Consider the following 22,628-nt stretch of genomic DNA (forward strand, 5'->3'; position numbering starts at 1 on the left):
CTCTATCTAGCCGGGACTTTTCTTGCCAACGGCTTCCCTTCCCATCCCTTCTTACCGGATCTGCTCCAGCGCTTTCTGATAGCGGGTGTTGTTGGGCTCTAGTTCCACGGCCATTCCGTAGGCTTTTTTCGCCTCTTTCTTCCGGTTCAAACGTTGCAGGGCGACACCATGTTGATAATGGCGGGAGGCGTTTTTCGAGTCGAGGTGGACGGCTTTATCAGCACTCTTTTCGGCAGATTGATATGAACCGTAAAAGTACTGGGAAATGGAAAGATAATAGTATGCAGAAGAATTTCGGGGATCCAAGCTGGCTGCCTGACTAAAAGCGCGAATCGCAGCCTCGGTCCGCTTCGCCATACGGGAACGGGTTTTTTTGGAGGAACCTTCCCCTGCTTTGTACACACGCTCCCGGTCTGCCAGGTAGGCTTGTCCCGCCTTTAACCAATGATCTGGATTGTCCGGCTCCAGTTTGGTCGCTTTTTTCGCATGGCGCTTTGCACCATCGATCTCTCCGGTACGGAGGAAATAGGCGGCTAGGCTGTTGTGGTAGGCGGCATTGTCGGGATCTAGTTGAACGGCTTTTCCCATCGCTTGAGCCGCAGCATCATAGTTTTCCCGCGCCCCGTATATTTTCCCCCGATGGTAATGGAAGAGCGGGTTTTTCGGTTCCATCTTGAGAGCTTTTTCCACGGCGTCCCTTGCCTGATCCGGCTCCCCGGCAAGGAGGAGATAAACAGCCAGGCTATCATAGACCTCGCCTTTAGGTACTTCCTTGACTCCCGCTTTCAGGGTTTGCACTGCTCGGTTATACTGCTTCTTCTTCCCGTACAGATTGGCCAAGTGAAGAAGGTATTCCTCGTCGGTAGGGTCCGCCTCCACTGCTTGCTTCGCCTGGGAAATGGCCTCGTCGATCCGATTTTCCTTCACCGAACGAACGGATTCCCCATAGTAGCCGGCGGCCTCCTCAGCATCTCCTGCTAGGCTGCTGCCGATCAACAGGTAGAGCCCCGTCCCCGCCCCGATAAGAAAGAGAGTTGCTGCGACAGCCAGGACCGAACGTCGTTTCCAGAAAGCTCGGTCCGTCCCCAAGGGATTCCCCGGCTCTGGTCTGTTCGCTTCTGTGACATCGGGCCCTTTTTCCGGCTCCTTCGGCTTGCTCCAAACCCGCTCTCCGCCAGGCTTTCGCTCAGGCCTGGAAACGGTTCGCTCCTCGGTGATGGGAAACCCATCCATATTGCCCGCCTGCCATCCTTCCCATTCCCCGGGATCCAGCGGAGTTTCAGCGGGGGCATCGCCGTCTGCGACTTCCGGAAGGGTAAACAGGTATGCACCCACAGTCTCCCGGTTGGACTTTAGATCGGCGCCAGTGTCAGCTTTTTTTTTTTGAAATTCCCTGTCAACGGGCATCTGGCTAAGCCACCGCCATAGGTCTGCCACACGGGGCCGACTACGGGGATCGCCGGTCAGGCTTTGCATCACGAAATGCTCCAGTTCCCGGGGCACGTCCCGACGGTAAGAGCTAATCGGCCTCATGTTCCCTCCGGGAGAAGGGCTCGCCCCAGTCAGCATAATATAGGCTAATGCCCCGAGAGAGTAAGCATCGAGAGGTTCCTCTCTACTTCTGTCCCCGGCAGGAACAGGCACTTGACCGGCACCACCGCCTCTTTTGGGAAGCATATCTGTCGGGCCCCCATAAAGGAAACGGACGGAATCCTCCGTGAGAATCATGTTCTGGGGATGGATGATCGTAAATTCACCTTGCTCATACATCCGCACCAAGTGACCCGATGCGCCCTTTAAGATGCCAACTGCTTCCCTCAGGGAGAGGGGCACTTCCCGGTAGAGGTGGTGAGCCATCAGCGTCCCTTCCAGTTTTCCGAGCACCTGGTACAGGATACCCTCCTCCACAAATAGCCCCTGAAGAGGGAAGAAGGCGGAACGATCCCGTTTGAGCAGTGCATCCGGAGGAGCGCCCCGGCTCACCGAGTAGAGGTTGAGGGCATGGATGAAACGCGTCGGACGGCTCCCCTCCCCCTCGGTACCTTTGGCGGGGCTGATCTCCACATAATAGAGGGCCCCCTGTACAAAGGGGAATGCCTGCAAAACCTGGTATGTACCCCGGATCCATTCACCCTTCTTCTTCATGTTCATGCACCATCTGGCTCCTTCACGCAAGTTCGGTTATGAGTGGAAACTCTATGAAGTCACGCAATTTTAGAACAATAGCTGAGGTTAATTTTTCTGCAAGAAGTGATTTTTTTCAACAGGATTCTACAGCCCTTACGCTGGTATTTATTCTACCATGAAGCCACGGGCCAAGACACCCTTTTTCCCTGAAAATCCTGTCATCTCCCCACCTGATAAGGAAGTTTTCCTGGTAAGCAACAAACATGTTGCCAGCCGGTTGCTGACCGAATCTTATCCTGATTGGAAATGGAAGCCTGAAATTTATAGAATCCCTTAACAGCTACTTGTTCTGCCCGCCTTCGGGCTGTGATATACTCCGGATAGATGAGAATATTTGAAATAGAGGGAACTAGGTTCCATTTGATGAGGAGAGGATGATCGCGATGAACCAAAAAGCGGTTCGCGCATGGGTCATGTATGATTGGGCCAACTCCGCCTTTGCCACTACGGTGATGGCCGCCATTATGCCCATTTTTTATGCCGACGTAGCGGCGGATAGCTTGGCCCCCACCACCAAAACAGCCTATTGGGGCTATACTCAATCCCTGGCCCTCGCTCTTGTTTTTTTCCTGTCCCCCATGTTGGGCGCCATCGCTGACGCCACCAAGTCCAAGCGCGCCTTCCTTCGTTTTTTTACCTATATGGGGGTGGTCTCCTCCCTTCTTCTTACCTTTATCGGTCATGGAGACTGGGCCCTCGCCTCCTTCCTTGTCATTTTGGGAACCCTCGCTTTCTCCGGGGGCAATGTCTTCTACGATGCCTTCCTGAGCGATCTCGTCCCTGAGGGGAAACGGGACCGTATCTCCTCTCGGGGCTATGCTTTCGGTTATATCGGAGGAGGTATCCTCCTCGCTGTCAACCTGGCTGCGATCACCTTCCCAGAGGCCTTTCTCCTGCCGGATTCCCTGACCGCCACTAAACTCTCCTTTCTCTCTGTGGGTATTTGGTGGTTTGTCTTTTCCATTCCTTTTTTCCGTCATGTCAAGGAAGCCCGCCCGCAGGCCATACAAAAACAAAAACCGCTCTCTCTAGCCGTGGCCGGTTTTCGATCCACCCTTACCACCCTCCGCCATCTGGGCCGTTATCCCGAACTCCTTAAATTCCTGATCGCTTTCTTGTTCTTCTCCGACGGGATCAATACGATCATCAAGATGGCCACCATCTACGGTCGTGAGATCGGGATTGGCCAGACCGACCTGATCGCCGCCCTCCTGATCACCCAATTTGTCGGCATTCCCTGCACCCTCCTGTTCGGTAAGGTGGCGGAACGGTTGGGATCCATGCCCACCTTGATCATCACCCTTTTCATCTATCTCCTCATCGTCTCCATCGGCTATTTCATGCAGACCGCCCTTCATTTCTACCTCTTGGCCGTCATGGTAGGACTCGTCCAGGGGGGCAGTCAGGCCCTCAGCCGCTCGATATTCAGTCGTCTCATCCCCATCCATCGCAACGCGGAATTTTTCGGTTTCTACGGTCTCTCCGGGAAATTCGCCTCCATCTTCGGTCCTGCCGTCTTCGGTTTCATCGGCCAGATCACCGGCTCCAGCCGATTCGGAATCATCTCTCTCTCCCTTTTTTTCCTCATCGGGATTGGGATGCTTTTTATGGTCAAATTGGATAAAGGCCGTTTGGAAGCCGTAGCAGCGTATCAAAAGGAAGCAGGGGATCTCGCTTCCCCAACCGGTTAAAAAAATCGACCGCCTTATCTTCCTCAAATGGCCCAATCCCGCGGATCAAAAGCGTTTTTCATACCAAATTAGACCAAAAGTCGGATACAAATGACCAGAAAATACTGGCATAATCGAACAGGAAGTTGTTGTAAAGGAGGAATATAATTTGGCAAACCAAAAAAAGCGGCTGGCCGCGCTGACGACCATGACCGTGGTCGGCCTGATGGCCGCCAATCCCGTCTACGCCAACCCCGCCGATGAAACGGCGGACGAAACGTCCCTCTCTGTTGAAGTCGGTAACCAGGGGATCTCACTGCAAACACCGGTGGCTGATATCCAGTCGCCTAACCCGCCGGTTGACAACCCTGACACACCGGATCCCGGTGAAGGGGATCCCCCTCCCATCGACCTCCCGGATCCCACTGATCCCGGTGACGGTGATGGGGATGGTGGCACGGAACCTGAGCCGGAACCCGAGCCGGAAGATCCAGATACGCCGGACACCCCGGATACGCCAGATACTCCGGACACGCCCGACACCCCGGATACCCCCGACACGCCGGACAATCCTGACACCCCCGATAACCCGGGAGATGACGAGGAAGATACGCCTGACACCGAAACACCCAGTGACGAGGACAACGGAGACGGCGGTGGTTCCATCACGGTTCCCCAGCCGAACGATCCCGCCCCTGGGGACAAGCCGGAATCCGTCAGCACGCTGAAAAACGCCAAGGACCAGCAAAAGCTGGCTTCCGACAGCGAAGACAAAGCGGCTAAAGACGAAAAAGGCAAAGAAATGCCGGATACCGCCACTGCTTATCCGCTTCAAATGGCCGGTGGCCTGATGTCTGTCCTTCTCGGCGGCGTACTGCTTTTCGCCCGCCGCCTGCTGGGCAATAAGGCCTGATCGAAGGACTGATTCCTTTTGTTCCTACGCATCCTCTCGATGGTGCTCATCCTGGGCGGCCTTCTGACCGTAGGTTACAACGGCTACCACTGGTGGAAAGAAGCCCATCTCGTTCAGGAGTACGACGATAAGTCTTACACCGTCTCCTCCAAAGATGAGAAAAAGCCCTTGAAACCCCTGAAGGAAGGCATTCAGTACAAGAAAAAGCCCCAATTGGATGAGTCCGTCGGCAATCTGATCATCCCGCGCCTCAAAGCGCGCGTCCCCCTCGTTGAAGGGATCGGTCGACCACAACTGGCCAAAGGCGTCGGCCACTACCCCGGGAAAGACCTCGTCTTCCCCGGCGAAACCGGCAACGCCGTCCTTGCCGGACACCGCGAGACCACCTTTAAAAACATGGGGAAAATCAAGAAGGGTGACCACCTCATCGTCACCAACGAGGAAGGCACCTTCACCTACGCCGTTCACAAAATGTGGGTAGCCAAGGCGAATGACCGTACCGTCATCGTCCCCCGCAAAAAACCGATCCTCACCCTGATCACCTGCTACCCCTTCGACCAGATCGGTACCGCCCCTGAGCGCTACATCGTCGAAGCCCAGCTGGTGAAAATCGAGGAACCGAAGGGTTGAGTAGAACCACTGGAAGCTTCCAAGTATCATAAGCAGCTGCTGAAAACCCCCACTCCCAGGGCCCGGGAGTGGGGGTTTTACAATGGATGGAGGTGTTGCGGGCCGCTTCCATTGTTTGATTGATAACATTGTCAGTTGCTCCCTTTTCCTTTTTCCCACATGTCAGTTTTTTGTGACGCTTGTTTGCGTTATAATTGTTATAACAAATTATCATGTTTAAACGATGTACAACATATCTATACTGGAAGGAGCGAGTAGAAAAGTGGAGGTATCTATGGATAAGCGCCGAACGTTTCGCAAGGTGGGGCGTATGGGGAACAGCCCCGGCATCAGCCTACCATCCGAGTACCTGGAAAAGATCAACTTACAAAGGGGCGATGAATGTGAAGTCGTTATCGATGAACAGCGTAAGGAAATTCGTATTCGCCCCGTGCAACCCATCCCGGAAGGACTCAGCCCCGAATTTATGAAAGCACTGGACGAGACGCACGAACAATTTGAAGAAGCGTTGCGCAATCTGCGCGACAGATAAGCCGATGACGGTATACTTAACGCTAGAAGAAGTCGTCGCCACGCACTACCTCACGATGAAGCGCTTCAATGACGAAGCCGAGGCGGGAATAAAGTTTCCTGATCGTCTCGAAGCAGTTGTCTATCGCCCGATGGCGGAATCCTTCGGACACGAAGTACACCCAACACTGTGGAGGAAGGCCGCAGCGATGACGCAGTCGCTGGTACAGGATCATCCCTTCCATAATGGAAACAAGCGTACAGCCCTAGCGGCACTCGGTACCTTCCTGCGGCTTAACGGCTATATCCTCGGACTAACGAATCGGGATGCGGAAGAACTTATGGTAGCTGTCGCGGCAGACAAGCGCTACAAGGGCGAAGACGGACTTACCTTGTTGGCACAAGAACTCGAAAAGGCGTCGATCTCTCGAGAGCCATATGAAAAGGACGGCAAAGGGCTTTAGCCCCTGCCGTCCTTTTGCGATGACCCATTAACCTATGTTCTCTTCAAGACCCCGAGGCGATACCAATCAACATCAGAATCCAAAATCCCACCTTCAATACGAAAGTGCCGGTACCCAGTACAATACCGGCAATCGCCTGCCCTTTTTTGATTTTCTTTCTCGCTCCAATGGCACCAAAGATAATCGCCAAGATCCAGAGGGGAAAGACCAGCCAGCCGACAAATGGGATGATCCCGATGACAAGGCCGATAATACCCAGCACCAAAGCAGCTGTTGCCAGCCCATTTCCCTCAGGTGTCTGAATAACAATCTTGGCCTCTTGGCTTTTTACTTCCTCCATTTCAACAACCTCCCTACTATTTCCTTTTATTTACTTCGGCAGTTTACCACATGCGACAGTTAAAGATAATAATTTATCGATATTTTTCACCAAAAGCTGTACGCCTTTTCGAAAGCCCCCTTGAATCATCCTTCATTGCCCGGCTCCCAATTTGGATCTTCGATTTTGGCCCATAAAGAATTAATAACAAGTAGTAGAATAGCGGATACGATCCCAATCATGATCGGGGCCAAGTTGGGAAAAGCCTTTCCAAACACCAATCCAGCCAAAGCTCCTCCTCCCCACCGGTACCTACCAGTCGGAGAACAAAGCTAATCTTTCTTTTTGGTGCGAATACCTCGCTTAATACAAGCCTTCTATTTTTCAGGGCCCACCAAGTTAAAGAAACGAAAATCATAATGGATAGGATCCCTACCCAAAGCTCCTCTCCAGTTCCTCTATAAAAAATAACAAAACCAAACAAGCTAAACAGATCAAATTGAACGATAGTGTATATTCCTTTCCAATAACGACTCTGATCAAGCCTTCTTATAAGGCCGACAAGGGTCCACACACCACTTATAAGAACAATGACCAACCAAAAAGTTATCCATGACTGTTTTGGCTCAGGGTACAATATAGAAATAAGGCCAAAAAATGACGAAATAAAAAATCCAAAATATATGACTCTCGAGTCGTGTTTCTGTTCCAAAAAATCTACCCCTTCTAACTGAACTAGGAGGGAATTTTATACCCTTTCGTCCTTAACCCTCAAGTGCTTTGATAAACTTATTAAAATTACTCCACCTCTGGTTCCCAGTCGGGATCTTCAGTTTTTACCCACAAAGAATTCCATACCAGCAAGAGAATTGCGGACACGAGGCCAATCATCACCGGAGCTAAACTTGGAAATGCCTTTCCAAGCACCAACCCTGCTAGCACACCTCCCCCGCCACCCATAGCTACCAACCTGAGGATAAGGCTTATTTTTCTTTTGGGTGAAAGGATTTCACTTAACACAAGCCTTCGATTCTTGAATGCCCACCCAGCTATAGTAACAAATACTAGGATGGAAAGAATACCGATCCAAAGCTTCTCTCCGGTCCCTCTGTAAAAGAAAACAAAGCCAAACACGCTGAATAAATTGGATTGAATAAGACCATAAATTCCTCTCCAATGTCGATTTTGATCCAGCTTTTGTATGAACCCGATTAGAGTCCATATGCCCCCTACAATAATGATCGCCAACCAGCAGGTGATCCATGGTCGACTTGGTTCGGGAGTCAGTATAGCAAGCAATCCGAAGAACGATGAGACAAAATACATGTAGTATACCGCTCTTGAGTTAGGTTTCTCCTCCAATAGTACTCACCCTTTCTGGCATAGAAGAATTCCTTTAACCTTGCTGACCATCAAAGAGGAAAACACATACTGCAATCACGTCGCAATTTAATCATCTGCAATTAAAAATCTGGCCATCTCTGGCGGCCAGATTCCCCTGTTATTGCTTCATAATTAATTAACCTTCAACTTCGACAATGGACAACACCATAGCCGCCTTTACAGGCTGAAGTCCTTGGAAATTTATTCTCCAAACCCGATTATCTTATTTCAATAATATCTTCAACTTCTTCGGGAGATCCGATATCTGATGTATACAAGATTTCTATATAGGCGGATAGATGCTTCTCGTACCGAGGTTGCTTCTGAAAATCAATGGTATTTACCCCATCCTTTTTAACAGACGGATCGTAATAATAAATCTCAACAGAAGTATTTTTCTGGTATTCATTCAAAAAAGCAATGTGGGAGCCACTTTTTCCCCTTTTGAATTTGGATACCCGTATAGATGACATTCACCCATGTTACAGCATACAGCAACATAAGCGGAAGGAGTGACATTCCATTTTTGATGACAATGAATATAAAGACTAAAAGGAAAAATACGCCGCCTTTCATGCGTTGTCCGTTTGCATATTGACCCGCACCAGGGAGGGCTAATGTAAGGAGAATTGTTAAAACCAACCTCACTATCCCACCAACTTCCACAAAAATAGGTTACTATCACCCTACAATGTTTTTAGTAGGTTGTTAAAAAACCCCCACTCCAGAAGTCTTCTACGAGTGAGGGTTTTACAAATCGAGGAGGGATGAAAGTAACAGAATGTGATAAACGGTTATTTTACCAGTTCCAAATACTCTTCCAAATCCTGTACAGATGAAATCTGGGAGATATCATCGACTTCCAAGAAGGCCGTTAAGTAGTCGTCATACCGAAGCTGCTCTGTAAAATCAACCTTATCTATGCCTTTCTCTTCTTTAAGTGATGGATCAAAATAGTTTATTTCCAAGCTGGCGTTAATTTTGTTTTGATTAAGCTGATCAACCAATTGATAAGCCTTCTCCATCTCTTCCCTTTTGTTACTTTCTGATAAAGATTTCGAGATATTAATTTGGACTTGTTGTTGGTATCGATCCGTCTTTTGGCGTATCTCAGAATAGGAGAGGTCTTGCCCAGCAAATTGCTCTTCCACCTGTTCCGCCACCGTCACTGTTGAATCCCAATTCATCAATGATGTAAATGAACCTTCTACTTGTGGTTTAATTTCTTCTCTCCCTTCTTTGGAGAGTTTGTGCAAATAATAGGTATCCGAAAAATTTCTTTTTTCCTTTTCAACTAAGAAATCTGAGTCCTTTTCTCCTCTGAGATGTCCTCTCATAGAATAGGTACTAATTTGCCAAGTATACTTTATCTGGTCAACATAAAATTCTTTCCCATACTTGTTATTCAGGTATGTTTCCGCCTCTTGTTTAATCTTCTGTTCTTCCTGTTTGGATATACTGTTGTCTGGAAACACTCCTCCTAAAGAAACCATGGTTAATTTCTCCGCTCCCGCATCCACACCCCAGGTCACGATTACCGCAATCAGAAAAGCTACAACTACTTCTACGATATATGGTTTTCCGGTCGGTGTTTCTCGCTTGCCGCGGATGATTTGAATACCGACGACCACTGCATCCACCAATACCACGATATACAACAAATACATCGGAATCAGGGATACCGTATATTTGAGGACCAAACAGATAATATCCAGCCCGACAAATAAAATCCCCTTCCAGCGCTGTCCGTTTACAAATTGACCCGTTCCCGGAACCAACAACGATAGTAATATCGCAAAAAACAGCCTCATTTCATCACCTTCTTTATGAAAAGATTACCTACTAATATTCCCATCTTTTCCGAATTGCCCATCAAAGGATTCGAGCCCATGCTCTTCTCCGATCCGACCAAATCCACCCTTCCCTGTATTTTTTCCCGCTCGGAACAGAGCGCCAATCTCACCTGAAGAAAGTGGGCTGGTATAATCATTACGTTCTTCTGGCTCTTGACCAGCACCCGTTACCACCGTTTTACCATAATGGATGCCATAATTCCCAATTGCATCTCCTTCATTGACATAGTTTACAACTTGGTCATCATTGGTACCAGTAACATTCTTAATATCATCCAAAACATTCATCCTGGGATTAAAAATAGCCTTCAATCCTTCTTTAGCTTTTCTTAATGCACCAAGTGTACCACCAGGATTCGGCTTTACTCCTGGAGCATTATACGTTACTGCGGGCAGTCCGGTTTTTTTAGCCGCCATTTGTGCATGAAATCCACCTAGGGAATGTCCGGTAAGTACTATAGACGAATCTTTAGCTTTAGATTTTTTTTTCACTGCCTCAACAAACTTTTTTGCATTATGCTCTTGTACGCCGGTTGTCTGCGTCCATATCGTAGCGTCCTGACCCCACCAGTCAATAAACTTACCTTCGGTATCGGAGCCACGAAAAGCGATCACTATTTCACCAGTCGCCCTATTTTTTACTGCTATTGCCTGAAACCCATTTGACAAATCTCTCTTATCAAGAATCTTAGCATTTGGTGCCCCATGTTTATCAACACCAAAAATACCTTTAAAATCTCTGTTTTTCATCCCATTAATATCTTTATAGGCAATTTTAGACATTTGCCTCAACTGTTCATCAGATACCCCCACACCCTTAACATTTTTCGCTTGTTTTCGTTTCGGTGATGTTTGGGCTGTATTTTCATTTGATTTTTCTCCAGCACGAGCATGGCCGGAATTTCCACCACTTTTATCCCCATTAATAATAGCCACAATCTTATCCTTAACCGTCGTCTGACCATCGCCGGACATAAAATTGTACAAGATCGTCGCCAAGGCCAGGACTCCCACCAATACTACCACATACTCTACTGTGGAGGCTCCTTTTCGCCCCCAATTATGTAGCTTCATTGCAATCCACCTTTATTCTCTATTCACTTTTATCGGAGAAATGCCATCGGATCGACGGGTCTGCCTCCAATTTTGACTTCGAAGTGCAAGTGGGGTCCTGAGGAATTGCCGTTATTTCCGATTGCCCCGATGGGTTGGCCCCGCTCCACCCGCTCCCCCGCTTGGACTATCGGTTGGTCGCGGTACATATGAGCATACAGGGTTTCCATTCCGCCCCCGTGGTCAATCACGATATAGGTGCCATAGCTGCTGTCACCCAGGTTGGTTACTTGTTTGACGATCCCCGCTTCGGCAGCTTTCACCTCAGTGCCAATCGGTCCCGGGAAGTCCTGACCCGTATGACCGGAGTAACATCCAATAATGCCACATCCTGGTGGAACATCCACGGGGGAGGCAAGCTTTCCTCCAGGTAACACCGACCCGTTAGCGAGTGACATCATGCCAGAGGCGGAGACGTTATTCAACAACGGGGCTTCCGATCCACCCGAATATGTATAAGCGCTGGTGTTCATAAAGAGGAACGGGATGTCCGTTTTCGCCCGGACTTTCACTTGGTGGTTTTCAATTTTTACTTTTAAGGATTTCAATTTGTAACCGGTTGCTTTACCAAATGAAGCCTTTCCCTCTTCTTCAGCTAAATCGACGTCCCCCGTAGTGGAGGCGATTTTAACGGCGTCCCGAATCGCACTGTGGGTATCCATAATTGCCACACCAAAAATCACTAGCTGCCATAAGGCAAGACTGATTAATAAGGCCAAAGGAAGAATCGAGACAAATTCGACGGTAGCGGCCCCTTTTCGGTTCCAAACCATTTGCCACCGATGAGCCAATCGCTGTAAAGCTTCCATGATCATCCCCCCTCGTATGGAAACTTAATGGATAACGACGGTTTTTTTCTCCCCACGATAGGTCATGTCTTTGGATGGGATAAAGACGATCTTTACCTTGGTGACTGCTTGCGCCACAATATGTTTATCTTTTTCCTTGATCGTAAATTTGGATAGATGATAGTAGTCCGAGGAAGGGAAGTCTTTCTTCCCTTGTTTCTCTACCTTTTTGAACTCTCCCGTCGTTGCGGCCACCCGGGCTTGGTCTCTTAGGAGTTCTTCCGTATGCATCATCGCTAGGACAAAAATCGCAGATTGCCAGATAAAGAGTGCAATCAAGACACAGAAAGGCAGAATGGTTACGAACTCTACCGTAACGCCTCCCCGTTTCCTCCATTGTCTCACCTTTTTCACCCTCCCCCCTCATTCCATCTCTCACTCATAGGTCACTTCGATCGCTTTGTTCGGCAACCAGTCCAAATAATAGCGAGAAGGACCTGTCCCTGATCCGGTAATTTCATAGTCTTTAAAGTAGTCTTCAAAGATCAGGGAGCGAAAGGGGGTTCCCGCTTCCACTTCCACACGTCCATTACTAGAAAGGATAATCCGTCCTTTTCCTTTGGCTCCGTTCTTCTCCGCGTACTTTTTCGCAACGGCCTTTAACTGTTGTTCATGTCTGCGGACGACCTCTCGCATAAACGCCTGTTTTTGTTCATCAGACCCCAATATAGAACCATACGCGCCTCCGTCCAGTTGACGCATTTTTTCCGCCAGGCCCTGTCGAACCCAGCCATCTAGCTTTTGGGTTGCCGCTAGGCTGGCCGCATCAGCAGCCACTTGGGATGAAGAATGGGACATCCAAGCCACAACCAGAGATCCAACTACCATGAATAGGAGCGCAAAAACAGGAAGACTGGCCACCCAGAGGGTGGCCACATTCCCTTTTTTGTTGAATACTTTTTGGATCATCGTCTCAATCCTCGATTTTATCTTCTAAGTCATCGATATTTTTTTGGGATTTTTCATCAATTTTTTCCTCTATTTTATTACTATTTTCAATAAGCTTACTTTCTATATTTCCTACCATACCCTTAAAGTAATCAAAAAGGCGGCCAGTTCTTTTGTCGCTATATTCATAAGTATCTATCTGCCTATACCCCTTGTTTCTCAAATACTCAATTGCTTTATCTGCTCTGTCTTTTTCTTGTTCCTGAATGTCATATGCTTTACTTGATAAATCATAAAGCTTACTCTGCCTTTTACTAGCCTGTTCAACTATTTCTCCTGTCACCTTAGTATTATAACCATACCAATCTAATATAAGTTGATTATACTCTCCCCTAAAATAAGATTTTAGTCCCTCTTTAGAGCTAGCTGATGTAAAAGTACCTCCTCCTGCCTCGGCCACTTCTTTCAGAGACTGCTGTTCTGAATTATTTACATCAAAGCCAATGATATTAACTTTAGCCGATATCCCATCATTTTGAAGAGCTTTTGCTTCTTTAGCCGGATTTCCTCCACATGTCTCCAAGCCATCGCTGACGATATATACGAGGTTTTTGTTTTTTTGATCCGAATTTGCTTTCAGCATCTCACCTGACTGCTTAATCGCACTTCCCAAGGGTGTCCACCCAGTTGCGTCCACTTGATTTAACGACTTGTTGAAGGATGATTTGTTATATGTACCTAACGGATAAATTTCCTCAATGGACTTGCAGGATCGTTGTTTGTCCTTTTCACTGTTGCTCCCTTTATGTCCATAAGCAATTAGTGATACGTTGGCTTCCTTTGGGAAGGAAGAAACAAAGGTTTGTATCGCTTCTTTAGCTACATCCATCTTTTTACCACCACTAACTTGACCCGCCATGCTTCCACTGGCATCTAACAAAATGCTGATATTATAATTTTTCGCTTCAGGTGCTTCCACATCCGTACCTGGAGTGTTTGGATTAAAGGTAAAGTCGGTAGCGATATTTTTCATTGCTTTATCCACCGAAGCATAGTCTTCCCCCACTAAGTCAACAACGCGGTTAAATACCTCCGCCTTAGAGGCATCTTTATCAAGCTTATCCAACTCTGTCTCCACTTTTTTTTCATCATACTTGTCACCCGAATATTTTCCGGGTCCCTGTGCAATCATATCTCTTACTCTTGTAGGTATCTTCTCTTTATTATCTAAAGCAGTAGAATGATCATTTGATTTTGAAGTACCAAAACTACATCCCGATAACATTATTATACATAATATGGATATAAATTTATATAATTTCAATTTTGCACCCCCATTTTTAATTCAGGCATATGAAAAATATCATATGCCTGAATTAAAATTATTCATTAAGATTTAATACCTTTAATTATATTGGTTATTTTCTTTTTTATCAAAGCCCCAACGCCTTTTTCACCTTCTACTGTGCTTAAGATCACAGCTCCAAGTGCAGCTGCTCCGGCAAGAACGGCGACATACTCTACCGTGGTCGCACCTTTGCGCTCAACCAATACCTTGCGTACAGCTTCTCTCATAAACATACTGCCTCGAACATAAGTCTCAATGCATTTGTCTCTCACAAAAATCCCTCCTGATAAAATTAATCGATTACTCCTGGGGTATCAGCCGAAAAAATTCTCCTTCTTACACCACCTCCTTAAAATATACCTTTCAACGGACTATCATCGGCAAAGAAAAACTTCAATACAAAAGCACCAAAGATCAAGATCATAATCGAAGGCGTAATCACCAAGCCAGCTACGGCAGAAATCTTGGGCTCCGATTTACCGGCTTTCTCCTTCGCTTTTTCCGCTCGCATGGAGCGCATTTCCATCGCTTGCTGCGTAAAAGTTTCAGACAGGGGGGTTCCCAGGTTATGGGCTTGGATGATTGATTGAATCAGGGTCTCCAATTCCGGGGAATCGGTTCGCTCCATCAGGGCCCGATAAGCGGTCTCCCGTTGGACACCAAATGAAACCTCTTGGCTCATCCTTCCGATCTCTTCACTTAACGGCCCTTTGTTGGTCCTGACGTAGTAATCCAAAGCGGTATCCAGGCTCATTCCTGCCTTCAACGTGATGCTCATCATATCCAAGAAGTCGGGAAGGTCATACTGAATCTCTTCTTGCCGTTTTTTCGCTTTACTCTTCATTGCATAGATCGGATATAAGTAGCCGATCAATGGGCTAAACGCGAGCATAAACGGTGCCAAAGGCAAACCTAGTAGAAAGTAGAACAGCCCCAATATGGTTCCACCAATAGCGAATACCACTTTAGCTCCTTGAAGGCGGTCTACTGTCATACCATAGGGATAGCCCGCCTTAACCAGATACTCTTTCAGATCTTCGGGGTCACTGAGGAGTTCGATGTCTTTTCCTATGGGAGCAAAGCGGTCGAACCAAGCAACCAGGGTTTTTCGCCAGTCCTGTTCCGAAGACTGGCTTACGGCTGCGAAGGTGGAACCGGACTGTTGCTCAATCCGCTGGGCGATCTCTGCCTGTTTCTCTCGGTAGCTGACATACATCAATCCGGCCATCACAAGGCAAAGCCATGAAGCACCCACGAGGATATATAAGATCAATTGAAACGCCTCCTTCCTACACCCGGATCTCGGAGAACTTGCGAACCAGATATACCCCGAGGATCTGCAGCAAAACAAAGATAATGATCAGGGTGATTCCGGGGATGGTGGTAAACAAATCGTAGAATCCATCGATCATCTTGCTGAGCATAAAAGTAATTAGCAAGGAGATCAGGGGTAGGGCATAGGCTGAGGTTCGGGCCTGGGAGGTGACCGCTCGGATCGTCTGATGAATAATCTTTCGATCTTCCATGGTGGCGGCCATTTCACTCATCACCTTGGCCAAATCACCACCCGCCCGACGCTGGATGATGAGAGCATTGACAAAGATTTGCATATCGCGGGTTTCCACCCGCCCCAACAACTCCCGCAAAGATTCCTCTACATCCCGGCCCAGATCGATCTCCTGCACAACTCGACCCAACTCGGTTTTTACCGGCCCCTGCATCTCTTGCACCACCAAATGCAAGCCCTGTGGAATGGACAAACCGGCGCGGGCGGCGCTGCTCAACAGGCGGCATACTTCAGACAGTTGGTTATCGATCCGCTGCGCGTAGATGTGCTTGCGGGACCGAAGGAAAAGATTGGACCCCACCGGCACTAACACAATGGATAGAAGGAGCGATAGCAGGACGGATTCGATCCCGGCCATAAAGTTAAATAGAACATAGAGGATAATTGCTCCCATGAACAGGATGGCTCCATAGTCGGATGGTTTCATATCTAGGCTGGCCTGTTCCAGCTTGGGCTTCATTTTTTTCGCCCAATCGGTGGAGTCGATTTTGTCCGAGAGGGAATCCGACCAACTGGTTTTTTCAACCCCGTGGTACATCCAATCGTTTAACTTTTCGTGGGCTTTTTTACGCTCCCCACTGATGATGAGGTAATAGTACAACGCCCAGACGGCGGAAGCGGCGGCTCCGGCTGCGAATAGAGCGCTCATCTGGATAGCCCCTTATTTGCCACGGGAGTAAAGATGGAAGAATCCACGCTCGCCCCGTAAGCCTGCAATCGTTTAAAACATTGGGGGATGATGCCGGTCGCGGTATGGGAACCCTGCACTTTGCCATGCTCATCAATGCCCGTCTGTTGAAAGCGGAACAGTTCTACCAAACCGACAGATCCATCCTCTTGTTTCTGCATTTCGGAAACGGCGACCATCTTCCTCTGACCGTCGGGTAGGCGAGCGATCTGGACGATGAAATCGATGGCACCCACCAGATATTCACGGATGATGGAGGGTGGAAGGTCGGAACTGGACATCATCACCATCGCCTCCAGCCGGCGCATCGCGTCTTCCGGACTGTTGGAGTGGACAGTGGTCAGGGAGCCCTCGTGCCCGGTATTCATCGCTTGGAGCATATCGAAGGCTTCCGAGCCCCGCACCTCCCCTACAATGATCCTGTCCGGCCGCATCCGCAAGGCGTTTCGAACCAACTGGCGAATGGTCACTTCCCCTTTGCCCTCGACGTTGGACGGCCGTGCTTCCATCCCCGCAACATGGCCGTGGGGGATCTGTAACTCGGCCATGTCTTCAATCGTAACAATCCGTTCATTTTCCGGGATATAGTTGGCCAAAGCATTGAGAAGGGTCGTCTTCCCGCTTCCGGTACCACCAGAGATGATCACATTCAGTTTGGATTTAACAACGGAAGATAAAAAGGTTGCCATATCCGTAGTTAAGCTGCCAAAGCCGACCAAGTCTTTCATGCGAATGGGATCTTTACGGAATTTCCGAATCGAAACCAAAGATCCCTTCAAACTGATCGGGGGAATCACTGCATTCACCCGGCTTCCGTCAGGGAGACGGGCGTCCACCATGGGGGAACTGACATCCACCCGGCGTCCCAAAGGAGCCACGATCCGGTCAATCACATGGCGTAACGCCTCTTCATCCCTGAAATGGATATCCGTTTTGTGAATTTGGCCCTTTTTTTCGTAGTAAATCTCATCGGGGCCGTTTACCATCACTTCCGTAATATCCGGGTCTTCCAGCAACGGTTCCAACGGACCATAACCAACGGACTCGTCAATAATCCGAGTAATCAAGCGGTCGCGATCCTGACGGGAAATCACTACTTGCTCATCGGCCATATAACGGCCAATCAAGCGGTCCAATGTGACCCGCAGTTCGACGGAGGGCATGTTAGTCAGCTTCTCCAGATCCGTCTCCCGCAACAAGCGAGTCTTAAAGTGTCGAGCTAAGCTATCCAGCCGCTCGTCACTAGCTGCGGGTGCTTTCGGTTTCGATGGAGATTGGGCGGGTCGGTTTTGACGCGCATTGGCTTGTTTTTCAGTAGGTCGGTTATTTCGGTTAAACAGGGACATCCTCTATCCCTCCTTCATGAGGCGGAGCGCTTGGACTGTTCATCCAGCAAAGAGTCAGCCAGTTTTTTTACATCCTTGACAAACACCGACCCTCTATCTTTCTGCCGTGTACGGATCGGGATTCCACGGTTGATCGCTTGTTGTACGCGTTTGGCATCCTCCCGCAACTGACCGGTGATCGGGAAATCAAAATGCTGCTGGATATCTTTCTGCCGCATCTCGGTCTCCCGGCCGATGCGGTTCAGGATGATCTCCAGCCGTCCAGTGGGATCCACGCTTAGTTTATTGAAGAGTTCCAATACCCGACCAAAGGTGCGGATCGAAGGCGAGTCGGGGGTCATCACATAAAACATCCGGTCGGCCTCTTCCAATGCTGCGTATCCAATCGACGTCATCTCCGTCGGTAAATCAACGAGTATGTAGTCGTAATACAATCGGGCGGTTCGCAATAACCGTTGTACGTGTTCTTCGGTGATTTGTTCAGCCGCTTCGGCATCTCGGGGGCTGACCAGCACTTCCATGTGGGAAGATTTTTCAATAGCGGTCACGTTTCGGATATGGTTGTCGTTCAGCTCTTTTAAAACCGGGGTCAAATCATGGATCGAGCGCTCATGGTCCACGTCCAGGTAAGTTTCCACACCACCAAATTGGAGGTTGAGGTCTACCAGCAACACGCTACTGTTGGAGTCCATTTGCAACGTTTGCGCCAGCGTGGCGGATACCAAACTGCGTCCGCATCCACCCTTACCACTGTAGAAGGAAATCACTTGACCCCGGCCCCAGGTGAACACCTTGTCCTTCCCCTTCTCTTGGGCTTCCAACGCTTTTACCGCACGTGAAAGCACATCTCCTAACGCCGTGATTTCATCGGGCATAAACAAGATGTCGAAGGCACCGGCTCGGCTCACGTCCCGAGCTTTCACGGGATCCCGTTGGTTGGTTAGGTAGATCACTAAGGTATCGGACAACTCATTGGCGATATAGTGAAGCATCTGGAGGCCTGAATCGTCCCCTGGTTCTTGCAACAGAATCAGATCCGGCTCGAGGCGCGCGATTTCACTCCTGACCTCCGAAGGGGTAATGTGTATATGTTGAGGAAAGCTGTTGGCGACGCGGCTGAGAAGTTCTTGGGCATGACCGGCGTCTTCATCCACGATGGTCAGTCGAATATCTTTACTCAATTTTCATCCACCCCCTGGTTATTGGTTGCCTTGGCTCATCGTGCCTTGTCCCGTCTGCCCGTTGGATTGCTGTTGGGCAGGGTTGGTTCCGTTTGGCTGTTGGTTCCGTTGCCGGGCTCTCTTTGAAAGGTTCTTCTTTTGGGGAGCTTTGATCACCCGGATGGAGTGAGCGAAGTTTTCCGCCTTGATCAAGGCCTGAGCTTCTTTTAGATTCAATTCCAAGCCGACGGCTTTATTTCCCTGGGCCACACTGTATACCAATTTGTCATTCATCAGGAGTTCGGTCGTTCCTCCGCCTTCCTTTTCATAAGAAACGACGATATCCACTCTGTCTTGGGCATTGAATAACTCATCAAACAAAACCCGATTTGACGCCCGCAACAAGACCAACCGCTTTGACGGATCATCCAACTGTGTGATGGGACGAAGAACGTTGGTCGTCAATTGGTCTCCTTTTCCCAATGCAACTACGGAGACTTGTCCCTCCAGTTGGGACGGATTACTTACTTGGTTAGACTTGGCGTAACGTTCAGGAACCGGCATCTCCTCGAAGTATTCCGGCTTCAACGGTTCCCTGGATTTGATATTTTTTTTCGCAACTAGGACGACTCGTTCATCTCCCAATCCCGCCTCCAATTGATTGGATTGTTCCAAGAAATAGTACGCCGCGATTGCCGCCAAAACTACTGATAACATCGCAAAGATCATGGCTCTACGTTTTGCATCCTGCATGTCTCAGCAACACCCGTCCCTTTTTAAAGTGGAATATGGAATATTAGGAATCCTATCCTATCAATCCATTCAAATCAAAAAGTATGTTCCGATTGTACCCGATAAAATGAACGGAGCAAACGGAAATTCAGTTTTAAAGGTAAACTTTTTGGGGAAAAAGAGTTTGGCCCCCATAATGAACAGCCCGGCTAATACATGGGACAGGATAAAGATCCATAAAAACCATTGCAATCCAAGCATAAAACCGATCATGGCGAAAAGCTTGATATCCCCGCCCCCGATGGCACTCCCTTTGGTCAAAACGGCAACCACAGCGAGGAACAAGAAGGCTCCCACACCCGTGAGCAAGTATTCCGACCACGGGAGATCGTTGTGATAAAGGTGAACCCCCAAAGCAAACACCAAACCGCTTAAAACAAACCGGTCATAAATCAGACGCTCCCGCAAATCGGTGTATGTAGCCGCCAGGAGAATCACAACCAACGCCCCAAATAATAAATGAATTGTCACAAATAACCGCCCTTTTTTACAACGTACAAGTATATAATCATTTATCTACGAGGTCGAATCTATTATATGGAATTCGCAATGGATAAACAAGGGAATCACCGGCAGTTTTTCCAAGCGACACACAAATACATATTAAGTATTATTTTCTAGTACTTAGGATCTATTCTTTCACCGGTTTCCGTTGATGTAGGGACCTCATTATATAGGTTAATAAAACTTCCTTTCCATATACCATTCCTGACTTAAACCATCCACCCTTTTGGGTGGATGGCTTTTTTCATATTTACCCATATACCTATCCCTGATCTTCAACAAAAACATGGTGATTCGCGCCATATTTTGATATATTGACAAAGTCAGATAAGCTTTGTCCATCACGGAGGGACGCGAATGTCGATTCCATGGAAACGCATCATCATATGGGCCACAAGCCTTTCCGTTTTACTCGTATTGAACATCATGCTCTTCTTTCAATTCTTCGGGTTCTATCGCGTGTATGGAAACAGTATGGCTCCCGCCTTGAAACATGATGAAATCGTTACTTCCCTGAAGTGGTCTAAGAATCCCGAAGTGGGAGAGATCGTTCTCTTTCACCATGAAGAAATGGATTACATTAAACGGACGGTCGCCTTGGAAGGAGATACCGTCGAAGGCAAAAATGGTTCTCTCTACATTAATGGGAAACCGGCAAAAGAGCCTTACCTAGAGAAAAAAGAAAAGATGGATAGCTTCGGGCCGATCCGTGTTCCCAAAGGGTCCATCTTCGTTCTTGGGGATGATCGAGAAGAGAGCTATGATAGCCGGGACATGGGCCCCATACCAAAAAAAGATATACAAGGCGTTCTCTTTCGTCAATAACGGGAGGTATAAAAATGGCAGCACTGAAAATCGCCCTGTTGAACTTGTGGACACGCCCACGTAGCACAATGGATGAGCTGATCAATATGAATGGAAAGCCTTATCTATGGTTGGTGGTACTGTCCGGGATCGGGCTCCGCCTGGATCAAGCATCTAATGGAAATTTGGGGGATCGCACAGCAACGGATTATATCATCGTGACTAGTTTTATTATCGGACCGATCATCGGCCTCATCGCCTGGTTACTATACAGCGGCTTGAGTCACTTATTAATCCGTGCCTTCGGAGGGTACGGGGATTGGGCGGAAACACGGCGGGTTTTCGCTTGGTCCACTGTGCCTTTGGTGGCTAAATTATTTCTCTGGGTCCCCCTGTTGACCATTTACGGAGACTATATGTTTTCATCTGCGACCCCCTCGGGCCTTGGATATGTATCCTTTTTTCTATTAATTGGACTTTTAGAGTTCATTTTGATTGGTTGGTTTTTCGTCATTCTGTCTCAGGGATTGAGTGAAGTCCATTCCATCTCAGCCTGGAAGAGTTTCTGGTCAGTAATTCTGTTACCATTCACATTGTTCATTCTCGTCTTCCTGTTCGCCTTGATTACTTTATAAATGGGGCTGAGAGAATGGAAAAGTTTTACCCCTATATACGATTATTAAAAAGCAGACGCGGCTCATCGACATTGGAATATATCCTGATCCTAGTTGGAGCTTCCCTACTAGCCGCAGTTTTATATGGTGTTCTAAGTAGCGGAGAAACCAAAAGTACCTTGGAAGCGGTGATTCGGAGTGCCTTCAGTCTAGAAGCCAAGACCGATAAGAAAGAAAGCCAAAACAACCAAGATATCTCTTCTAAAGCAGAAGCGGATAACGCTTCACCGAAAAAAGAAGACCCGGGGCCTCTGGATAAGACCCTTAACTTCTTAAAACGTAAAGGGAGCTATGTCAAAGATCAAGCTGGTAAATCCTGGGATTACTACACTGATAAGGCGAAAGAAGAGTGGGACTACGCGACAAGCGATCCGATCGGCTGGTGGTTTTGGGATGATTTAAGCTCGGGGTTAACTGGCAAAGACAACAAAACCGGCGAAGAGCTAGGATTTTTGGAAAGTCTAGACCGGACTGTTGAAGGAATACCCATCGGAATAGGAAAAGGATGGCGTTACGGCAAAACCGGAGTCAAAGAACTATTCCGGATTGGGAAGAAATCGGATGATTTTGTTGAAGGGCTGGTCTGTGCGAAAAAGAAAGGGAAAGGTTGCAAGAATAAAAACAAAGAGAAGGATAAACCCAAAGATCCCAAGCGCCCGAAAAAGATAACATTCTCAAGTGAATCAAACAAGCACGTAGAGGATCGCCATGTAAACAAAAACAAATGGACCCATAAAAGTAAATGGACTGTATCTGGTGGTGATTGGCGAACCTATTCCAGAGATACTTTCAGAAAGCCTGACCGTGTTACCCAAGATGGTGACCGATTTATATACGAGAAGGAGTATAAACAGCCCCTTGGTGTTGACCCAAATGGAGAGAAGCTTTATAAGGTAAGAGTAGTGGTGGAAAAGGACGGAGAAGTAGTAACAGCATTTCCACAGAAGGATTGGAAATGAAATGGAGG

General features: G+C 48.1%; 25 protein-coding genes. 8 read left to right on the top strand and 17 right to left on the bottom strand.

Annotated elements, in window-relative coordinates:
- Window positions 1-51: 51 nt before the first annotated feature.
- A complete protein-coding gene (locus ACFOUO_RS01405; RefSeq protein WP_380701401.1) occupies window positions 52-2,151 on the bottom strand; it encodes a tetratricopeptide repeat protein in 2,100 nt (699 codons plus the stop codon).
- A 419-nt stretch (window positions 2,152-2,570) separates the two neighbouring features.
- Here ACFOUO_RS01405 and ACFOUO_RS01410 point away from each other — a divergent pair, with 419 nt between their 5' ends.
- From ACFOUO_RS01410 to ACFOUO_RS01430, 5 genes are all read left to right on the top strand, one after another.
- Complete coding sequence (locus ACFOUO_RS01410; RefSeq protein WP_380701403.1) at window positions 2,571-3,878, top strand: MFS transporter; 1,308 nt, start codon at window positions 2,571-2,573, stop codon at window positions 3,876-3,878.
- Window positions 3,879-4,026: 148 nt separating this feature from the next.
- Window positions 4,027-4,770: a hypothetical protein gene (locus ACFOUO_RS01415; RefSeq protein WP_380701405.1), complete on the top strand. Its 744-nt coding sequence runs from the start codon at window positions 4,027-4,029 to the stop codon at window positions 4,768-4,770.
- 18 nt (window positions 4,771-4,788) lie between these two features.
- Window positions 4,789-5,400 carry a sortase gene (locus ACFOUO_RS01420; RefSeq protein WP_380701407.1) on the top strand — a complete coding sequence of 204 codons (612 nt, stop codon included), beginning with the start codon at window positions 4,789-4,791 and terminating at the stop codon, window positions 5,398-5,400.
- Between the two features lie 274 nt (window positions 5,401-5,674).
- The gene (locus ACFOUO_RS01425; RefSeq protein ID WP_380701409.1) at window positions 5,675-5,932 is read left to right on the top strand and encodes an AbrB/MazE/SpoVT family DNA-binding domain-containing protein; all 258 of its coding nucleotides are present in this window, start codon (window positions 5,675-5,677) and stop codon (window positions 5,930-5,932) included.
- Window positions 5,933-5,936: 4 nt separating this feature from the next.
- A complete protein-coding gene (locus ACFOUO_RS01430) occupies window positions 5,937-6,374 on the top strand; it encodes a type II toxin-antitoxin system death-on-curing family toxin (RefSeq protein WP_380701411.1) in 438 nt (145 codons plus the stop codon).
- A 43-nt stretch (window positions 6,375-6,417) separates the two neighbouring features.
- Here the strand turns inward: ACFOUO_RS01430 and ACFOUO_RS01435 are convergent, their stop codons facing one another.
- The 16 genes from ACFOUO_RS01435 to ACFOUO_RS01510 form a co-directional block, all read right to left on the bottom strand.
- On the bottom strand, window positions 6,418-6,714 hold the full coding sequence (locus ACFOUO_RS01435) for a hypothetical protein (RefSeq protein ID WP_380701413.1): 297 nt from the start codon (window positions 6,712-6,714) through the stop codon (window positions 6,418-6,420).
- Between the two features lie 217 nt (window positions 6,715-6,931).
- The gene (locus ACFOUO_RS01440) at window positions 6,932-7,405 is read right to left on the bottom strand and encodes a hypothetical protein (protein ID WP_380701415.1); all 474 of its coding nucleotides are present in this window, start codon (window positions 7,403-7,405) and stop codon (window positions 6,932-6,934) included.
- 86 nt (window positions 7,406-7,491) lie between these two features.
- Complete coding sequence (locus ACFOUO_RS01445) at window positions 7,492-8,055, bottom strand: hypothetical protein (protein WP_380701417.1); 564 nt, start codon at window positions 8,053-8,055, stop codon at window positions 7,492-7,494.
- An 815-nt stretch (window positions 8,056-8,870) separates the two neighbouring features.
- Window positions 8,871-9,887 (bottom strand): hypothetical protein, encoded by a 1,017-nt coding sequence (locus ACFOUO_RS01450; protein WP_380701419.1) that lies wholly within the window; start codon window positions 9,885-9,887, stop codon window positions 8,871-8,873.
- Between the two features lie 24 nt (window positions 9,888-9,911).
- Window positions 9,912-11,003, bottom strand: a complete 1,092-nt coding sequence (locus ACFOUO_RS01455) for an Mbeg1-like protein (protein WP_380701421.1) — start codon at window positions 11,001-11,003, stop codon at window positions 9,912-9,914.
- Window positions 11,004-11,032: 29 nt separating this feature from the next.
- Entirely contained in the window at window positions 11,033-11,851 is an 819-nt protein-coding gene (locus ACFOUO_RS01460) for a M23 family metallopeptidase (protein WP_380701423.1), read from the bottom strand.
- A 24-nt stretch (window positions 11,852-11,875) separates the two neighbouring features.
- Window positions 11,876-12,235, bottom strand: a complete 360-nt coding sequence (locus tag ACFOUO_RS01465) for a TadE/TadG family type IV pilus assembly protein (RefSeq protein WP_380701425.1) — start codon at window positions 12,233-12,235, stop codon at window positions 11,876-11,878.
- Window positions 12,236-12,265: 30 nt separating this feature from the next.
- Window positions 12,266-12,799, bottom strand: coding sequence for a pilus assembly protein TadG-related protein (locus tag ACFOUO_RS01470; protein ID WP_380701427.1), 534 nt, complete (start codon window positions 12,797-12,799; stop codon window positions 12,266-12,268).
- A 4-nt stretch (window positions 12,800-12,803) separates the two neighbouring features.
- Entirely contained in the window at window positions 12,804-14,102 is a 1,299-nt protein-coding gene (locus ACFOUO_RS01475; RefSeq protein WP_380701429.1) for a vWA domain-containing protein, read from the bottom strand.
- Between the two features lie 65 nt (window positions 14,103-14,167).
- Window positions 14,168-14,398, bottom strand: a complete 231-nt coding sequence (locus ACFOUO_RS01480) for a hypothetical protein (RefSeq protein WP_380701431.1) — start codon at window positions 14,396-14,398, stop codon at window positions 14,168-14,170.
- Window positions 14,399-14,475: 77 nt separating this feature from the next.
- Window positions 14,476-15,399, bottom strand: coding sequence for a type II secretion system F family protein (locus ACFOUO_RS01485; RefSeq protein WP_380701433.1), 924 nt, complete (start codon window positions 15,397-15,399; stop codon window positions 14,476-14,478).
- Window positions 15,400-15,415: 16 nt separating this feature from the next.
- Complete coding sequence (locus ACFOUO_RS01490) at window positions 15,416-16,342, bottom strand: type II secretion system F family protein (protein WP_380701435.1); 927 nt, start codon at window positions 16,340-16,342, stop codon at window positions 15,416-15,418.
- A complete protein-coding gene (locus ACFOUO_RS01495) occupies window positions 16,339-17,727 on the bottom strand; it encodes a CpaF family protein (RefSeq protein ID WP_380701437.1) in 1,389 nt (462 codons plus the stop codon). The genes ACFOUO_RS01490 and ACFOUO_RS01495 overlap by 4 nt, the downstream gene beginning before the upstream one ends.
- Before the next feature lie 14 nt (window positions 17,728-17,741).
- Window positions 17,742-18,908 (bottom strand): AAA family ATPase, encoded by a 1,167-nt coding sequence (locus tag ACFOUO_RS01500; RefSeq protein ID WP_380701439.1) that lies wholly within the window; start codon window positions 18,906-18,908, stop codon window positions 17,742-17,744.
- Window positions 18,909-18,926: 18 nt separating this feature from the next.
- Window positions 18,927-19,640: a hypothetical protein gene (locus tag ACFOUO_RS01505; protein ID WP_380701441.1), complete on the bottom strand. Its 714-nt coding sequence runs from the start codon at window positions 19,638-19,640 to the stop codon at window positions 18,927-18,929.
- A 69-nt stretch (window positions 19,641-19,709) separates the two neighbouring features.
- A complete protein-coding gene (locus tag ACFOUO_RS01510) occupies window positions 19,710-20,150 on the bottom strand; it encodes a prepilin peptidase (protein ID WP_380701443.1) in 441 nt (146 codons plus the stop codon).
- Window positions 20,151-20,540: 390 nt separating this feature from the next.
- Here ACFOUO_RS01510 and lepB point away from each other — a divergent pair, with 390 nt between their 5' ends.
- Genes lepB through ACFOUO_RS01525 form a run of 3 tightly spaced genes read left to right on the top strand, consistent with a single transcriptional unit; the run spans window position 20,541 to window position 22,620 of the window.
- Window positions 20,541-21,008 (top strand): signal peptidase I, encoded by a 468-nt coding sequence (lepB, locus tag ACFOUO_RS01515; RefSeq protein ID WP_380701445.1) that lies wholly within the window; start codon window positions 20,541-20,543, stop codon window positions 21,006-21,008.
- 14 nt (window positions 21,009-21,022) lie between these two features.
- Window positions 21,023-21,622: a YIP1 family protein gene (locus ACFOUO_RS01520; protein ID WP_380701447.1), complete on the top strand. Its 600-nt coding sequence runs from the start codon at window positions 21,023-21,025 to the stop codon at window positions 21,620-21,622.
- 14 nt (window positions 21,623-21,636) lie between these two features.
- A complete protein-coding gene (locus ACFOUO_RS01525) occupies window positions 21,637-22,620 on the top strand; it encodes a DUF4244 domain-containing protein (RefSeq protein ID WP_380701449.1) in 984 nt (327 codons plus the stop codon).
- Window positions 22,621-22,628 lie beyond the last annotated feature (8 nt).

Origin of the sequence: Salinithrix halophila, assembly GCF_042650125.1 — a bacterium.
In the GTDB taxonomy this organism is placed as follows: Bacteria; Bacillota; Bacilli; order Thermoactinomycetales; family DSM-45169; genus Salinithrix; species Salinithrix halophila.

Excerpts from the sequence above, each read along its gene's own strand:
- lepB (WP_380701445.1), top strand. The coding sequence starts at position 20,541 with ATGTCGATTCCATGGAAACGCATCATCATATGGGCCACAAGCCTTTCC.
- ACFOUO_RS01410 (WP_380701403.1), top strand. The coding sequence starts at position 2,571 with ATGAACCAAAAAGCGGTTCGCGCATGGGTCATGTATGATTGGGCCAAC.
- ACFOUO_RS01450 (WP_380701419.1), bottom strand. The coding sequence starts at position 9,887 with ATGAGGCTGTTTTTTGCGATATTACTATCGTTGTTGGTTCCGGGAACG.
- ACFOUO_RS01470 (WP_380701427.1), bottom strand. The coding sequence starts at position 12,799 with ATGATCCAAAAAGTATTCAACAAAAAAGGGAATGTGGCCACCCTCTGG.
- ACFOUO_RS01430 (WP_380701411.1), top strand. The coding sequence starts at position 5,937 with ATGACGGTATACTTAACGCTAGAAGAAGTCGTCGCCACGCACTACCTC.
- ACFOUO_RS01525 (WP_380701449.1), top strand. The coding sequence starts at position 21,637 with ATGGAAAAGTTTTACCCCTATATACGATTATTAAAAAGCAGACGCGGC.
- ACFOUO_RS01495 (WP_380701437.1), bottom strand. The coding sequence starts at position 17,727 with ATGTCCCTGTTTAACCGAAATAACCGACCTACTGAAAAACAAGCCAAT.
- ACFOUO_RS01520 (WP_380701447.1), top strand. The coding sequence starts at position 21,023 with ATGGCAGCACTGAAAATCGCCCTGTTGAACTTGTGGACACGCCCACGT.
- ACFOUO_RS01425 (WP_380701409.1), top strand. The coding sequence starts at position 5,675 with ATGGATAAGCGCCGAACGTTTCGCAAGGTGGGGCGTATGGGGAACAGC.
- ACFOUO_RS01460 (WP_380701423.1), bottom strand. The coding sequence starts at position 11,851 with ATGGAAGCTTTACAGCGATTGGCTCATCGGTGGCAAATGGTTTGGAAC.
- ACFOUO_RS01505 (WP_380701441.1), bottom strand. The coding sequence starts at position 19,640 with ATGCAGGATGCAAAACGTAGAGCCATGATCTTTGCGATGTTATCAGTA.
- ACFOUO_RS01405 (WP_380701401.1), bottom strand. The coding sequence starts at position 2,151 with ATGAACATGAAGAAGAAGGGTGAATGGATCCGGGGTACATACCAGGTT.
- ACFOUO_RS01490 (WP_380701435.1), bottom strand. The coding sequence starts at position 16,342 with ATGAGCGCTCTATTCGCAGCCGGAGCCGCCGCTTCCGCCGTCTGGGCG.
- ACFOUO_RS01455 (WP_380701421.1), bottom strand. The coding sequence starts at position 11,003 with ATGAAGCTACATAATTGGGGGCGAAAAGGAGCCTCCACAGTAGAGTAT.
- ACFOUO_RS01435 (WP_380701413.1), bottom strand. The coding sequence starts at position 6,714 with ATGGAGGAAGTAAAAAGCCAAGAGGCCAAGATTGTTATTCAGACACCT.